15 protein-coding genes are annotated in these 13,777 nt (G+C 65.9%); 4 read left to right on the top strand and 11 right to left on the bottom strand.

Going from position 1 to position 13,777, the window contains the following annotated elements; translation table 11 throughout:
* Positions 1-99 precede the first annotated feature (99 nt).
* On the top strand, positions 100-1,317 hold the full coding sequence (locus tag BCY78_RS02685) for a CynX/NimT family MFS transporter (protein WP_068297426.1): 1,218 nt from the start codon (positions 100-102) through the stop codon (positions 1,315-1,317).
* Here BCY78_RS02685 and BCY78_RS02680 read toward each other — a convergent pair.
* Together BCY78_RS02680 and BCY78_RS02675 are read right to left on the bottom strand one after the other, a co-directional pair.
* Positions 1,299-1,865 carry an NADPH-dependent FMN reductase gene (locus BCY78_RS02680; protein WP_068297423.1) on the bottom strand — a complete coding sequence of 189 codons (567 nt, stop codon included), beginning with the start codon at positions 1,863-1,865 and terminating at the stop codon, positions 1,299-1,301. The two genes, BCY78_RS02685 and BCY78_RS02680, sit on opposite strands and share 19 nt — an antisense overlap.
* Before the next feature lie 64 nt (positions 1,866-1,929).
* A complete protein-coding gene (locus BCY78_RS02675; RefSeq protein WP_068297420.1) occupies positions 1,930-2,811 on the bottom strand; it encodes a TIGR01459 family HAD-type hydrolase in 882 nt (293 codons plus the stop codon).
* A gap of 106 nt (positions 2,812-2,917) precedes the next feature.
* Between BCY78_RS02675 and BCY78_RS02670 the strand changes: the two genes are divergently transcribed.
* Positions 2,918-4,153, top strand: coding sequence for an aminopeptidase (locus BCY78_RS02670; RefSeq protein WP_068297417.1), 1,236 nt, complete (start codon positions 2,918-2,920; stop codon positions 4,151-4,153).
* 240 nt (positions 4,154-4,393) lie between these two features.
* On the opposite strand, the gene tkt is transcribed toward BCY78_RS02670, so the two are convergent.
* A complete protein-coding gene (tkt, locus tag BCY78_RS02665; protein WP_068297414.1) occupies positions 4,394-6,412 on the bottom strand; it encodes a transketolase in 2,019 nt (672 codons plus the stop codon).
* A 221-nt stretch (positions 6,413-6,633) separates the two neighbouring features.
* Between tkt and BCY78_RS02660 the strand changes: the two genes are divergently transcribed.
* Together BCY78_RS02660 and BCY78_RS02655 are read left to right on the top strand one after the other, a co-directional pair.
* On the top strand, positions 6,634-7,161 hold the full coding sequence (locus BCY78_RS02660) for a hypothetical protein (RefSeq protein ID WP_068297411.1): 528 nt from the start codon (positions 6,634-6,636) through the stop codon (positions 7,159-7,161).
* 13 nt (positions 7,162-7,174) lie between these two features.
* A complete protein-coding gene (locus BCY78_RS02655) occupies positions 7,175-7,555 on the top strand; it encodes a cell division protein ZapA (protein WP_068297408.1) in 381 nt (126 codons plus the stop codon).
* 63 nt (positions 7,556-7,618) lie between these two features.
* Here the strand turns inward: BCY78_RS02655 and BCY78_RS02650 are convergent, their stop codons facing one another.
* From BCY78_RS02650 to BCY78_RS02615, 8 genes are all read right to left on the bottom strand, one after another.
* Positions 7,619-8,323, bottom strand: a complete 705-nt coding sequence (locus BCY78_RS02650; protein ID WP_068297406.1) for a hypothetical protein — start codon at positions 8,321-8,323, stop codon at positions 7,619-7,621.
* Positions 8,324-8,406: 83 nt separating this feature from the next.
* The gene (locus tag BCY78_RS25505) at positions 8,407-8,562 is read right to left on the bottom strand and encodes a hypothetical protein (RefSeq protein WP_158515889.1); all 156 of its coding nucleotides are present in this window, start codon (positions 8,560-8,562) and stop codon (positions 8,407-8,409) included.
* Between the two features lie 129 nt (positions 8,563-8,691).
* Complete coding sequence (gene grxD / locus BCY78_RS02640; RefSeq protein ID WP_068297400.1) at positions 8,692-9,051, bottom strand: Grx4 family monothiol glutaredoxin; 360 nt, start codon at positions 9,049-9,051, stop codon at positions 8,692-8,694.
* 49 nt (positions 9,052-9,100) lie between these two features.
* A complete protein-coding gene (locus BCY78_RS02635; RefSeq protein WP_068297397.1) occupies positions 9,101-9,397 on the bottom strand; it encodes a hypothetical protein in 297 nt (98 codons plus the stop codon).
* A gap of 26 nt (positions 9,398-9,423) precedes the next feature.
* Positions 9,424-9,666 carry a BolA/IbaG family iron-sulfur metabolism protein gene (locus BCY78_RS02630; RefSeq protein WP_068297396.1) on the bottom strand — a complete coding sequence of 81 codons (243 nt, stop codon included), beginning with the start codon at positions 9,664-9,666 and terminating at the stop codon, positions 9,424-9,426.
* Between the two features lie 75 nt (positions 9,667-9,741).
* The gene (locus BCY78_RS02625; protein ID WP_068297393.1) at positions 9,742-10,248 is read right to left on the bottom strand and encodes a hypothetical protein; all 507 of its coding nucleotides are present in this window, start codon (positions 10,246-10,248) and stop codon (positions 9,742-9,744) included.
* Between the two features lie 60 nt (positions 10,249-10,308).
* Positions 10,309-12,468, bottom strand: a complete 2,160-nt coding sequence (gene purL, locus BCY78_RS02620) for a phosphoribosylformylglycinamidine synthase subunit PurL (protein ID WP_068297390.1) — start codon at positions 12,466-12,468, stop codon at positions 10,309-10,311.
* A 391-nt stretch (positions 12,469-12,859) separates the two neighbouring features.
* Positions 12,860-13,765 (bottom strand): LysR family transcriptional regulator, encoded by a 906-nt coding sequence (locus BCY78_RS02615; RefSeq protein ID WP_068297387.1) that lies wholly within the window; start codon positions 13,763-13,765, stop codon positions 12,860-12,862.
* Positions 13,766-13,777: the final 12 nt, after the last annotated feature.

Below are 13,777 nucleotides of genomic sequence, written 5' to 3'. Positions count from 1 at the left end.
AAGTTGCGTGACGGATTTCGTGTCCATGGAAATAGTGAAGGGGTGTAGAAAATGCGCCTCAAACTCGCTAGCGCTGGGGCAGGGGAGAAGGAGACGAGGATGCAGCCGCGCGAGAGAACGGCCTGGGCGGCCGTGGCGATGATCACGCTGGCGGGGGCGATGGCCTCGGCGCAGGTGGGGAAACTGCCGCCGGCGCTGCCGCTGATCCGCGAAGAGCTGGGCTTCGGGCTGATCGCCGGGGGCTTCGTCCTGTCGTTGTTCAACGTGCTGGGCATGACGCTGGCCGTGCTGTTCGGCGGATTGGCGGACCGGGCCGGGCGCGCGCGCATGGTGGCGGGCGGCTTCGCGATGATCGTCTGCGGCTGCGCGCTGGGGGCTTTGTCGCCGGGGCTGGGTCTGCTGATGGCCTCTCGGTTGGTCGAGGGCGTCGGCTTCGTCGCCATCACCGTGGCGCTGCCCTATGCGATGGTTGCGGCCTCGGCCCCGCGCGATCAGGGCATGACGCTGGGGATCTGGAGCATCTACCACCCGACCGGCATGGCGGTGACGATGCTGGCCGCGCCACTGCTTCTGAACGCCGTCGGCTGGCGCGGGCTGTGGTGGCTGTTGGCGGTGATCTGTCCCTTGGTCGCATGGGCCGTGTTGCGGCAACTCAAGCGGCTTGACCTGCCGCCGCCGTCCCGCGCGCCGTTCCTGCCCCTCGCGCTTGAGGCGCTGCGGGTCCGGGGCTTCCAGCTGGTCGGTCTGGTGTTCTTTTCCTACGCATTCCAGTGGGTCACGCTGATGGCCTGGCTGCCGACCTTCCTGACCGAGAGCATGGGGGCGGATCTGGCCTTCGCGGCGCTGGTCACCGCGCTCATCGTGCTGGCCAACGTGCCGGGCTGCCTGTTCGGCGGTGCGCTGATCCGGCGGGGCGGACGGCCCGCGCCGATGATCCTGACCGGCACGGCGATCATGGCGCTATGCACGCTGGGGATCTTCCTGCCGGGGCCGAGTGTCGCGGTGAAGGTCGCTCTGTGCCTTGCGTTCAGCTTTTTCGGCGGGCTGGTGCCGCCGTCGCTGTTCACCTGCATCCCGCGCTTCTCTCCGTCCCTGCGCCATGTCAGCGCGGGCAACGGCATGTTGATGCAGGGATCGGCGCTGGGGCAATTCATCGGAGCCCCGCTGGTGGCCGCCGCCGTCTCGATGGGCGGCGGCGACTGGGTCTGGGCGCTGGGTCCGATGTTGGGCTTTTGCGCTCTGACGATGATGGGCGGCCTGCTTCTGGGCCGCCTCATGTCACGCCAGAGCCCGGCAGGTCAGGCGCGGATCGTCTGAAGGGCGCCGGCCCATTTCATCAGCTCGTTGAACATCAGTGTCGCGCCTTCGGCCATCTTCTCGGTGCCGTTGAACGCGCCGTCCTCGCCCAAGTATTCGGTGAACAGGGGCAGCGGCACGGCCTGCGGGATCGCCATGACATTGAGGTTGTTCAACAGCCCGCGCAGCACCTGGCTGGCGCGAAGCCCGCCCGAGATGCCGCCATAGCTGACAACGCCTGCCGGCTTGTAGCGCCATTCCTGGCTGAGGCATTGCAGCGCGTTCACCAGCGAGGCCGGGGCGTGGAAGTCGTATTCCGGCGTCACGAAGACGAAGGCATCGGCGCCCTCGATCACCTCGCTCCAGCGCTTGGTGTGGGCGTGTTGGTAATCCTTCATCGCCGGATGCTTGGGCTCGTCGAGGAGCGGCAGCTCCATATCCGCAAGGTCCACCAGCTCGACGGTGAAACCGCCGTGCTGACGGGCCAGCGTCTCGACCCATTTCGCCACGGCGGGGCCTTTGCGGCCCGGGCGGGTGGAGCCGATGATGATCTTCAAGGTCAGTGTCATGTCTGGTCCGGTCTTTGTCAGGGTGTCGCAGGGTCACATAGGCCGCTGCGGCAGCGCAGCAAGGTCAGCGCAGGCGACCGATGGTATAGGTCGGGTGCAGGTCCTCGGCTTTCAGGTAGCTTTCCAGCAGGCCGGCATCGGGATTTTCGATGTCCGAGCCGAAACGCTCGGCCTCCAGCCCGCTGGTGACGAAGATCGCGTCGATCCCCTCGGCCTGAGCCCCGCGGATGTCGGTGCGCACGCCGTCGCCGATGGCCAACACCGTCTCGGGGTCGTAGCTGACGCCCATGCCGGCAAGGATCGTGCGGGCGGTGTCATAGATCGGCGGGAAGGGCTTGCCGAATTGCAGGACTTCGCCGCCCATCTCCTCGTAGAGCTGGGCCAGCGCACCAGCGCAATAGATCCGGCGGTCGCCGAAATCGACGACCAGATCAGGGTTGGCACACAGCATCTTCAGGCCGCGCACCTTCGCGGACAGGAAGCGGCCGCGGTAATCCTCGGGCGTCTCGGTGAACTCGTCGAAGGGGCCGGTGCAGATGATGCCCTCGGCGGCGTCCAGTTCCACGCGCTCGATGGCGGGCTGGTCCTGCAGCCAGTCGGGAATGACCGAGAACAGGTCTTCGTCCTTGCCCGGGCCCACATGCCACAGCTTCCGACCGGCCGCGCCCTGCAGCATCGCCACCTGCGTCGCATCGCCCGAGGCGGCGATGGCGTCATAGGCATCCGCCGGCAGACCCATCTGGTCGAGGCGCTTCTTCACCGCGTGCTTGGTGCGCGGCGCATTGGTCATCAGGATCACCGTGCCGCCCTTGGCGCGGAAGGCCTGCAGTGCGGCCACGGCCTCGGGGTAGAGCGTCTTGCCGTTGTGCAGGCAGCCCCAGAGGTCGCAATAGAGCACATCGTATTTGGCAGAGATCTCGGCGATCGAGGCGATGATCTGGGTCACGGGCGGTCCTTCCAAGGCTGTGGCGCCGGGTGCATTGACGGCAGGTGAGGTCGGTTTATCCTCCCCTCTTGAGCGGGGCAACGCCCGCACTGGAATAGGTAACGCAATGCAAGACCCGATCGATCCCGTCAAACTCGACCGCTTGGCCGAAGTCGCCGTCAAGGTGGGGCTCAACCTGCAGCCCGGCCAGGACCTGGTGCTGACCGCGCCGGTCTCGGCCCTGCCGCTGGTGCGCCGCATCACGGAGCATGCCTACAAGGCCGGCGCCGGGCTGGTGACGCCGATCCTGTCGGACAACGAGGTGACGCTGGCGCGCTATCGCCACGCCCATGACGACAGCTTCGATGCCTCGGCCGCATGGCTCTATGACGGGATGGCGGCGGCCTATGACAACGGCGCGGCGCGGCTGGCGATTGCCGGGGGCGACCCGATGCTTCTGGCCAACGAGGACCCCGACAAGGTGGGCCGGGCCAACAAGGCGATGTCGATGGCCTATACCCCGGCGCGCGAGCGGATCACGCGCTTTGCTACCAACTGGACCATCGTCGCCTGGCCGGATGCCGATTGGGCCCGTCTCGTATCGCCCGATCTGGATGATTACGCCGCGCAGCGGAAGCTGGCCGATGCGATCTTCGCCGCCTCGCGCGTTGACGATGGCGATGCCGTCGCCCGCTGGGAGGCCCATAACGCCGAGCTGGGGCGCCGCTCGGCCTGGCTGGACGGTCAGAACTTCTCGACCCTTCATTTCACCGGTCCGGGCACCGATCTGGAGGTCGGTCTGGCTGACGGGCACAAGTGGATCGCTGGTGCGACCGAGACGGCGGGCGGCATCCTGTGCAACCCCAACATCCCCTCGGAAGAGGTCTTCACCACCCCGCACAAGCTGCGCGTGAAGGGCCATGTCAGCGCGACGAAGCCGCTGTCGCATCAGGGCACGTTGATCGAGAATATCCAGGTCCGTTTCGAGGACGGCCGCATCGTCGAGGCCAAGGCAACCAAGGGCGAGAAGGTCCTGCAGAAGGTACTGGACACCGACGAAGGCGCGCGGCGTCTGGGCGAGGTGGCGCTGGTGCCGCATGCCTCGCCGATCTCGCAATCGGGGATGCTGTTCTACAACACGCTGTTCGACGAGAACGCGGCCAGCCACATCGCGCTGGGGCAATGCTATGCCACTTGCTTCCATGGCGGGGACAAGATGGAGAACGACGAGGTCGCGCGCCGGGGCGGCAACGCCAGCGCGATCCATATCGACTGGATGATCGGCTCGGACCAGATCGACGTCGACGGGATCTCGCAAGAAGGCGAACGGATCGCCGTGATGCGCAAGGGCGCCTGGGTCTGAGCGAGGCCTGCCCGGGACAAGGCCGAAGGCCGCCGGGCAAGCGCCGGCCCGTCCCGACGGGCTGGCGCTTTGGTTGCCGCCCGTGCTGAACAATCGTTCAGCGGATCTGGCACCATAAAGCGCGCCGTTCAGTCGATGCTGCGCCATCCCACGGTCCGGCGCTTGCCCGGCTCACCGCTTTCCCCAAACGAACAAAGCCGCCCCGAGGGGCGGCTTTGTCATTCCATCAGCCAGAGGCGATCAGATCAGGGCCTTGGCCTTCTCGACCACGGCCTCGGCGGTGATGCCGAACTTCTCGTACAGCGTCTGGTAAGGGGCCGAGGCACCGAACGAAGCCATGCCCACGAAGTCCGATTTCTTCGTGTTGGCGCGCTCGCCCAGCAGCCACTGGTCCCAGCCACCGGCACGCACGCCGGCTTCGATGCCGATCCGGGCCGGACCCGCCGGCAGGACGCGCTTGCGATACGCCTCGTCCTGTTGCGCGAACAGCTCCATGCAGGGCATCGAGACAACGCGGGTGCCGATGCCTTCGGCTTGCAGCATCTCACGGGCCTCCAGCGCGATCTCCACTTCCGAGCCGGTGGCGATCAGGATCACCTGACGCTTGCCCTCGGCCTCGGCCAGCACATAACCGCCCTGCGCCACGAGGTTCTTCGCGGTGTTGGCGGTCCGCGCGGGCTTCAGGTTCTGACGCGAGAGCGAGATCACCGAGGGGGTAGTCTTCTGCTCAAGCGACACTTCCCAAGCCTCGGCGGTTTCCACCAGATCGGCGGGACGGAACACCAGCGTGTTCGGCGTCGCGCGGCTGATCGCCAGATGCTCGACCGGCTGGTGGGTCGGGCCGTCTTCACCCAGACCAATCGAGTCGTGGGTCATGACATAGGTCACCGGAATGCCCATCAGCGCCGACAGACGCATCGAGGGACGCGCATAATCGGTGAAGGCCATGAAGGTGCCCGAATAGGGACGCACGCCGCCATGCAGCGCCATGCCGTTCATCGCGGCGGCCATGCCATGCTCGCGGATGCCCCAATACATGTAACGGCCCTTGCGGGTGTCGATGTCGAAGGCGCCCAGATCACCGGTCTTGGTGTTGTTCGAGCCGGTCAGGTCGGCCGAGCCGCCGAAGGTGTCGGTGACAATCGGGTTGATCGCGTTCAGAGCGACTTCCGAGGCCGAGCGCGAGGCCATGGCTTTCGGGTTTTCGATCGCGTCCTTCTTCACCTTGCGGATCGCCGCGGCGAGGCGCTTGGGGATCTCGCGGGCGAAGATGCGGTGGAACTCGGCCTGTTTCGCAGGGGCCAGCGCGGCGATTCGGGCTTCCCACTCGGCGCGTTCAGCGGCGCCACGGCGGCCGATGGCTTCCCATTCGGCCTTGATGTCGGCGGGGATGACGAAGGCGCCATGCTCCCAGCCATAGACCTCGCGGGTGTCGGCGATGAGCTTGGCATCCGTCAGCGCGCCATGGCCCTTCGAGGTGTCCTGCGCGGACGAGCCAAGCGCGATATGCGTCTTGCAGGCGACCATGGCCGGACGCGGCGAGGCTTTCGCTTCGGTGATTGCGCGGTCGATATCCGCGGGATCATGGCCGTCGCATTCGAACACGTCCCAGCCGGAGGCGGCAAAACGCGCCTTCTGGTCGGTCACGTCCGACAGCGAGACCTTGCCGTCGATGGTGATGCCGTTGTCATCCCACAGCACGATCAGCTTCGACAGCTTCTGACGGCCGGCGATGCCGATGGCTTCCTGGCTCACGCCCTCCATCAGGCAGCCGTCGCCGGCGATGACGTAGGTGTAATGCGACTGGATCTTCGAACCCCAACGGGCGCGCAGATGCTCCTCGGCCATGGCGAAGCCGACCGAGTTGGCGATGCCCTGACCCAGCGGGCCGGTGGTGGTCTCGACGCCCTTCACATGGCCGTATTCCGGGTGGCCGGCGGTGATGGCGCCCCATTGGCGGAAGTTCTTGATCTGCTCGAGCGTGGTGTCGGCATAGCCGGTCAGGTGCAGGAGCGAATAGATCAGCATCGAGCCGTGGCCGGCCGAAAGGATGAAGCGGTCGCGGTCCGCCCAGTCCGGCGCCGAGGCGTCGAACTTCAGGTGGTTCTTGAACAGCACCGTGGCGACATCGGCCATGCCCATCGGCATGCCCGAATGGCCGGATTTCGCCGCAGCGACGGCGTCCAGCGTCAGGACGCGGATGGCGGTGGCGAGGCGCCAGTGATCAGGGTGCTGGGCGCGGAGCGTGGCGATATCCAAGGCAGGCTTCCTTCACGACGGGATGTGTAAGCGGGGGGTGTTAGCGCGCCTCATAGCAGGCTGGGGTCCAAGATCAAGCTTGGCGCGGGCCGCATCCGCCGGTTCCGGCGGTGGATCGGTTGGAAAGGCGGGATTTTCCCCCTATTCTGTCCCAAAACGACCCGTTGCCCCGTGTCGCGTGATTCGCGCGTCCGGAGGCGGGCAGTGTCGAGGAGATGCACATGAGCGACCTGGCCCCCGTTGAACAAAGATTGTCGGCGGCGCTCGACCGGATTGCGCGGCAGGTCGAGAAGGGCCCCGCGAAACCTGCCAAGGGCTCGGTCTTCGGCCTCGGCGGACGCCCCGAAGCCCAGCCCGACCCCGAGCAGGCGGCGACCATCGCCAGCCTGCGCGAGGCGCTGGAAAAGGAACGCGCGGCGAATGCGCAACTGTCGGACCGGGTGCATTCGGTCAAGCAGCGGCAGGAGACCACGATCGGTCAGCTGGAGCGCCGTCTCGCCCGTCTGACCGAGCAGCTGGATCTGCAATCGCTGGAAATGCTGCGGCTGAAGAAGGCGAATTCTAAGCTGATCGAGGCCAACAAATCGCTGCGCGAGGCGCAGGTCGAGGGCTTCCCGGATGCCACGCTGATCAACCGATCGATCTCGGCCGAGCTGGAGGCCCTGCAGGCCGAGCGCCGCGCCGAGATGGCCGAGATGGAAGAAATCCTGGCCGAGCTGAAGCCGCTGATCGCGAACGACCACCGCTGAGAAGGAGAGGGCCATGCCCAACGAGACCATCACCATCGGCGGCAAGAATTTCGAAGTCGCCTGCCAGCCCGGCGAAGAGCATTACCTGCGCGCCGCGGCGGCGATGCTGGACAACGAGGCGCAGGTGCTGATCGGCCAGATCGGCCGTCTGCCCGAAGCCAAGATGCTGCTGATGGCCGGCCTGATGCTGGCCGACAAGACCGCCGGGGCCGAGGACCGCGTCCGTCAGCTGGAAGGCGAAATGGCCAGCCTGCAGGCCGAGGTCGAACGTCTGAAGGCCCAGCCGAAGACGGTCACCGCCGGCCCCTCGGGCCCTTCCGAAGCGGAGCTGGGGCGGCTCGCCGATCTGGCAATGCAGGCCGAGTATCTGGCCGACCAGATGGAAGCGCGCTAACCGCGACCGATTGTTCGAAGCATAGTCAAAAGGCGCGCCCGTCAGGACGCGCCTTTTGTCGTGTCAGCGTTGCAGTTCGGACCGAAGCATGAGGCCCGCATCGAGAAGTTTCTCGATCTCCTCGGCCTCCAGCAGGTCGCGGCCCATGCGGATGCGCGTTCCGGCCTCGGTCACAAGGATCATCGTCGCGCGGTCGGCGCCACCGCCCTTGGGGGCGGTCTCCAGCGCGCGATGGGCAGCGGCGGGGTCGAACATCGGATCGGGATCGACATTGCCGAGGATCGTCAGCGCGATGCCGTCCGGCGAGGGCTGCTCGGTCATCTGGCCCATGTAGGCGCCGATCTCGTCGCCGAACATCTTGCCGATCAGGAATTTGGCGACCTTGTTGTCGAAGGCGCCCATGAGCGCATTGGCAACGCCGTCGAATTTCTTCGGCATGGCCGGGGCATAGAGGATCAGCGCGCCTTGCAGACGGGGATCCCCCATCCGCAGCTCGGTCGTGCCGCCCTGGATGGACTGGCCCTTGCTGGTCTTGTGGGCCTTGCGACGGACCACGGTGATGGTGAGGTCGCTCTCCTTGTCGGCGAAATGGACCTCGGCGGGGCGGCTCATGCTGGTACGTAGTTCGTAGCTCAGGCCCCGACGCTCGGCCAGCGCGACATAGGCGGCGCGGCGGGCCTGTTCTTTGCGATAGGCGAAGACGAGGGCGGCTATCAGGCCCCCGAACACCAGAACGAAGATCAAAAGGGCGGGGATCGGGATGTCCATAAAGGCTCCTGACAGGATCGGAATAGGTTTGGGGCGAATGGAAAGATCCCAAGGGACCCGGAAAAGGCCGGGATTTCAAGCCCTCAGGGCAGGATTGCGGCGGGCGTGGCGGTGGCGAAATACTCCAAGGCTTCGGCCCGTCGGGCGCGGATCGCGCGTTGGCGCTGCACAAGCTCCAGACAGCCCGACCCGATCGGCAGGAGGAGCAGCGCGGCAGAGGCGAGGAGGAGGAGCGACATGATGAAACCCTTGGTGCAACTGACCATGGGTCGGCCCGCGCGGGCCCGTGGTTCAATCAAACCGCACCATCGGGCATGAAAAAAGCCGGCACCCATGGGGGCCGGCCCTTCTATCTGCGCGGGAACGGATCAGGCGTTCGCTTCGCGGATCTTGTCGGCAGCGTCCTTGTCATAGGCCACGCCCTTGGCTTCGAACAGCTGGTCCAGCTCGCCCGAAAGGGTCATCTCGGTGATGATGTCGCAGCCGCCGACGAATTCGCCCTTGACGTAAAGCTGCGGGATCGTCGGCCAGTCCGAGAAATCCTTGATGCCTTGCCGGATGTCGGCATCGGCCAGAACGTTCACGTCGGAATATTCGACGCCCATGAAGTTCAGCACGCCGGCGACGCGGCTGGAGAAGCCACATTGCGGCATGGTCTTGGTGCCCTTCATGAAGAGCACCACGTCATTGCCTTCGACCGTCTCGCGGATCTGGTCCTGAACGCTCATTGCTGGTCCTTTCGTCGTCACGCCGCTGTGGCGGAGCAGGTTTGCCGTGTCAGATAACACCGAAATCGCGCAGGAGAAGCCCCGTTCCCGCGATTCCGGCGATGAAAAGAAGAAGTCCCGTGGCCCGCCGCCTGTTTTCGCGCCCTTCGGTCACCCGTGACAGGCGCGTCAGGAAGAACAGCACCAAGGCCAGAAGTGCCGCGTGGAAGATCCGGGCCATGGCGGCCTCGGGCGCGGTGAGTCCGATCTCGGGCCCGGTGACGGCGGCGTGGATCGTCAATCCGATCAGGGCCAGCGCGGTGATCAGCGCAAGGCGCCAACCCGTCGGATCGCGGCTGTCACGCATGGCTCGGCCTCGGGCGGGGGAACGGCTTATTCCGGGGCCTTGGTGGTCAGGGCCAGCGCGTGCAGCTCGCCATGGGCGCCGTCCATCTTGCCCTTCAGGGCCGCGTAGACGTCGCGCTGTTGCTGGACGCGGTTCTTGCCCGCGAAGCTGGCGTCGATGATCTCGGCCGCATAATGGTTCCCGTCGCCCGCGAGGTCGGTGATGGTGATCTGGGCTGCGGGAAAGCTCTCACGCAGAAGGGTTTCGAGTTCGGTTGCCGAGATGGCCATAGAGGTCTCCTTGGGTTGAGACAGATGTAAAACCCGGCGGGTCTGCGCGCAAGGGTCGGGGCCGGTCCGATGGCGCTAAACGTGCGGGCGCAAGGCCTTGAGGAAGGCTTGCAGGCGCTTGTCGGGATCCTGTGCCGCAAAGGCGCGCAGCATGGCGAGCGTCCAGTCGGCCTGCGGATGATAGAGCGCCCGCAACTCGGCGCGTTCGCGCGACAGGGGCTCGGGCAGGGACAGGCGCTCGGCCACGCTCAGCAGCTCCAGCCCGGCATGCACGCGCCGCAAGATGGCGAAGGCCTCGCCCATCGGTGCGCGCAGGCTGGCGTCGTGCTGCCAGTCGGCATCGCCGAACACCTCCTCGACCACGCGCTGCCCGGCACCGAGGCAATCGTAGCGCGCACAGCCCGGAAAGCCGCGTTCGCGCAGGCTGTCATGGATGGTGCAGTGATGGTCTGTCAGGTTGGGGCAGGGGTGCAGGGCCGGCTTGTCGAGGGCGAAATCCTCGCCCTTGTCGAACGGCAGGGCCATGCAGCACAGGGCCACGCAACGCGAACACTCGGCCTTCAACTCGGGCAGGCTGCGCATCACCTTGTCTCAAATACTCGAAAAGGAACGGCGGGAAGGTTGCCCCTCCCGCCGGATCTTTCAGCCGATCGCCGCTTCGAAGGACGAGCGGTACAGCGCCGACAGCTCGGCCAAGGGGGCCGAGGAGGCGCCCATCGACACGGCGTCGCCGCCGAACTTGCCCACCGAGGTCACGGTGACACCCGCGGCATTCGCAGCGACCATCAGCGCCTCGGCCTGATCGAACGAGCAGGCCACGAGATAGCGTGCCTGATCCTCGCCGAACAGCTGGCCGATCTCACCGGCGTCGAGCGAGACGCCCAGACCCGCGCCTTCGGCCATCTCGAAAGCGGCCAGCGCCAGACCGCCGTCGGACAGGTCGGCCGCGGCCTTGACCAGCCCACGGTTGGCGCGCAGGAACTCGCCGTTGCGCTTCTCGTCATCGAGATTGACATGCGGCGCGTCGCCGTCTTCGCGGTTGAAGACCTCGGCGAGGATCGCCGACTGGCCCAGATGACCCTCGGTCGCGCCGATCACCAGCGCGAAATCCCCGGCGGCGGGCTGACCAGCGATCAGCTCGTCCAGCGTCTCCAGGAGACCCACGGCGCCGATGGTCGGGGTCGGCAGGATGCCCTGGCCGTCGGTCTCGTTGTAGAGCGAGACGTTGCCCGAGACGATCGGCATGTCCAGCACCGAGCAGGCCGCGCCGATGCCCTTCAGGGCAAGCACGAACTGACCCATGATCTCGGGCTTCTCTGGGTTGCCGAAGTTCAGGTTGTCGGTGGTGGCCAGCGGCTTGGCGCCACAGGCGGTCAGGTTGCGATAGGCTTCGGCCACGGCCTGCTTGCCACCCTCGAACGGGTTGGCCTTGACGTAGCGCGGGGTCACGTCCGAGGTGAAGGCAATGGCCTTCGGCGTGCCATGCACCCGCACGACGCCGGCGCCGAGGCCCGGTGCGCGCACGGTGTCGGCCATAACCATGTGGTCGTATTGCTCGTAGACCCAGGCCTTGTGGGCGTAGCTGGGGCTGGAGATCAGCGCCTTCAGACCGTCGATTGGGTCGATCTGCGCGACCGGGGCGAGGTCTTCGGCGGCCGGGGTCTCGATCCACGGGCGGTCGTATTCCGGGGCTTCCGACGACAACTTCGACAGCGGCAGGTCGGCTTTCACCTCGTTGCCGTGGACGATCAGGAAGCGGTCCTCGGGGATCGTCTCGCCGACGATGGCAAAGTCGAGATCCCATTTCTCGAAGACGGCGCGGGCTTCGGCCTCCTTCTCGGGGTGGAGGACCATCAGCATGCGCTCCTGGCTTTCCGAGAGCATCATCTCATAGGCCGTCATGCCGGTTTCGCGCTGCGGCACGGCGTCGAGCGTCAGCTTGATCCCGAGGCCGCCCTTGTCGCCCATCTCCACGGCCGAGCAGGTCAGACCCGCCGCGCCCATGTCCTGGATCGAGATCACCGCACCGGTCGCCATCAGCTCCAGCGTGGCTTCCATCAGCCGCTTTTCGGTGAAGGGGTCGCCGACCTGAACGGTGGGACGCTTCTCCTCGATGGTGTCGTCGAATTCCGCGGACGCCATGGTCGCGCCGCCGACGCCATCCCGGCCGGTCTTGGCGCCGAGATAGACGACGGGCATGCCGACGCCCGAGGCGGCCGAGTAGAAGATCTTGTCGGCATCCGCGAGGCCCGCCGCGAAGGCGTTCACAAGGCAGTTGCCGTTATAGCTGGCATGGAAGCGAACCTCGCCGCCCACGTTCGGCACGCCGAAGCAATTGCCGTAGCTGCCGATGCCCTCGACCACGCCCTTGACGATATGAGCGGTCTTGGGATGGGACGGCAGGCCGAACGACAGCGCGTTCATCGCGGCGATCGGGCGCGCGCCCATGGTGAAGACGTCGCGCAGGATGCCGCCCACGCCCGTCGCCGCACCCTGATGGGGCTCGATGTAGGACGGGTGGTTGTGGCTCTCCATCTTGAAGATCAGCGCCTGACCGTCGCCGATATCGACCACGCCCGCGTTTTCACCCGGGCCGCAGATCACTTGCGGGCCTTTGGTCGGCAGGGTGCGCAGCCATTTCTTCGACGACTTGTACGAGCAATGCTCGTTCCACATGGCCGAGAAGATGCCGAGTTCGGTGAAGGTCGGTTCGCGCCCGATGATCTCGAGGATACGCGCGTATTCGTCCGGCTTGAGGCCATGCGCGGCGATGAGGTCGGTGGTGATCTCGGGTTCTTGCATTCCATCCCCCATAGCGGCCCCAAAGGCGGCCCGGTGCTTCGCAGATGCGGCGCTTTTAGGCGCAAGGACGCTGCGAGGAAAGGCCGCGAAGCGCCGGAAACACGAAAATTTCGCGATTGCCGGTCGTCAGGACGATCCGGGGCGCTAAGTCGGGGCAGGCAGGGGGAAGATGCCGGATTTTCCGACGCAGGGTCCGGAAAAAAAGGAGGCCGAGCAATCGCTCGGCCCAAGTCCAACAGGGAGGTAAAGATACACGGCTCAGCCATGTATCTCATGTCCCGACATAATCGACACGCTGCATGCGTTCAACAATAAGGTCGCTGCGCATGCAACATAGCCGCGATGCGTTGCACGCATGCCTCACCTAAGGTAAGCGCAACTTGGGGGAGAGTTACTCGGTGCTGGGGCCGGTTCTGTTCCGCCTATAGGCGATCACCCCCTCGAGGACGAAATCGCGGAAAGCCGATACACGCTTGGAATGACGCAATTCTTCCGGATAGGCGAGGAACACGGGAACCTCGGCGCTTTCCACATCGGGCAGAACGCGGACCAGTTGCGGGAAGTCCTCGGTCAGGTAATCAGGCAGCACACCCACGCCGAGATGGTTCACCACCGCCTGCAGCACGCCAAAGTAGTTGTTGACGGTGAAGGTCGTGCGGATCTGCTGAGTCATCAGCTCCCGCACCAGCGCGGCGCCGGCTGACACCTGATGGGCATTGGCGTTCTGGCAGACCAGCCGGTGCTGGGCGATTTCGGCGATGGAATGCGGCGTGCCGTTCTGGCGGAGGTATTCCTGCGACGCATAGAGGCGCATGCGAACGCCCATCAGCCGCTTGCGGATCAGGTCGGCCTGGCTGGGCTCCTTCATGCGGATGGCGACATCGGCCTCCCGCATCGGCAGGTCGAGCACGCGCTCTTCCAGCATCAGGTCGATCTTCAACTCCGGATACTTGGCGTAGAGCGTCGGCAGGCGCGGGGCCAGCCATAGCGTCCCGAAAGCGGTGGTCGAGGTCACGCGCAGCTCGCCATAGACCTCTTCCTCGCTGTCGCGGATCCGGGCCGAGGCGGTTTCCAGCCTTTTGCTCATCGCGCGCGTGGCGTCGAACAGAAGCTCGCCCTGTTCGGTCAGGATCAGCCCGCGGGCGTGGCGGTGGAACAGGGTCGTGCCCAGAGATTCTTCAAGGCCGCGAATCTGACGACTCACGGCAGACTGGCTCAACCCCAGCGTGTCGCCGGCGTGGGTCAGGCTGCCGGCATCGGCAACCGCGTGGAAGATTCTCAGTTTGTCCCAATCCATCGCGGAATTATC

Source organism: Pararhodobacter sp. CCB-MM2, assembly GCF_001691415.1.
Lineage (GTDB): Bacteria > Pseudomonadota > Alphaproteobacteria > Rhodobacterales > Rhodobacteraceae > Pararhodobacter.
Note: the sequence above shows the minus strand (reverse complement) of the source record. Positions and strands in the feature narration are given on the sequence as shown.

Bases quoted from the DNA above. Each gene is read 5' to 3' on its own strand.
- BCY78_RS02630 (WP_068297396.1), bottom strand. From the start codon at position 9,666: ATGGCCATCTCGGCAACCGAACTCGAAACCCTTCTGCGTGAGAGCTTT.
- BCY78_RS02670 (WP_068297417.1), top strand. From the start codon at position 2,918: ATGCAAGACCCGATCGATCCCGTCAAACTCGACCGCTTGGCCGAAGTC.
- BCY78_RS02660 (WP_068297411.1), top strand. From the start codon at position 6,634: ATGAGCGACCTGGCCCCCGTTGAACAAAGATTGTCGGCGGCGCTCGAC.
- BCY78_RS25505 (WP_158515889.1), bottom strand. From the start codon at position 8,562: ATGTCGCTCCTCCTCCTCGCCTCTGCCGCGCTGCTCCTCCTGCCGATC.
- BCY78_RS02635 (WP_068297397.1), bottom strand. From the start codon at position 9,397: ATGCGTGACAGCCGCGATCCGACGGGTTGGCGCCTTGCGCTGATCACC.
- BCY78_RS02655 (WP_068297408.1), top strand. From the start codon at position 7,175: ATGCCCAACGAGACCATCACCATCGGCGGCAAGAATTTCGAAGTCGCC.
- BCY78_RS02650 (WP_068297406.1), bottom strand. From the start codon at position 8,323: ATGGACATCCCGATCCCCGCCCTTTTGATCTTCGTTCTGGTGTTCGGG.
- BCY78_RS02625 (WP_068297393.1), bottom strand. From the start codon at position 10,248: ATGCGCAGCCTGCCCGAGTTGAAGGCCGAGTGTTCGCGTTGCGTGGCC.
- purL (WP_068297390.1), bottom strand. From the start codon at position 12,468: ATGCAAGAACCCGAGATCACCACCGACCTCATCGCCGCGCATGGCCTC.
- BCY78_RS02685 (WP_068297426.1), top strand. From the start codon at position 100: ATGCAGCCGCGCGAGAGAACGGCCTGGGCGGCCGTGGCGATGATCACG.
- grxD (WP_068297400.1), bottom strand. From the start codon at position 9,051: ATGAGCGTTCAGGACCAGATCCGCGAGACGGTCGAAGGCAATGACGTG.
- BCY78_RS02680 (WP_068297423.1), bottom strand. From the start codon at position 1,865: ATGACACTGACCTTGAAGATCATCATCGGCTCCACCCGCCCGGGCCGC.
- BCY78_RS02615 (WP_068297387.1), bottom strand. From the start codon at position 13,765: ATGGATTGGGACAAACTGAGAATCTTCCACGCGGTTGCCGATGCCGGC.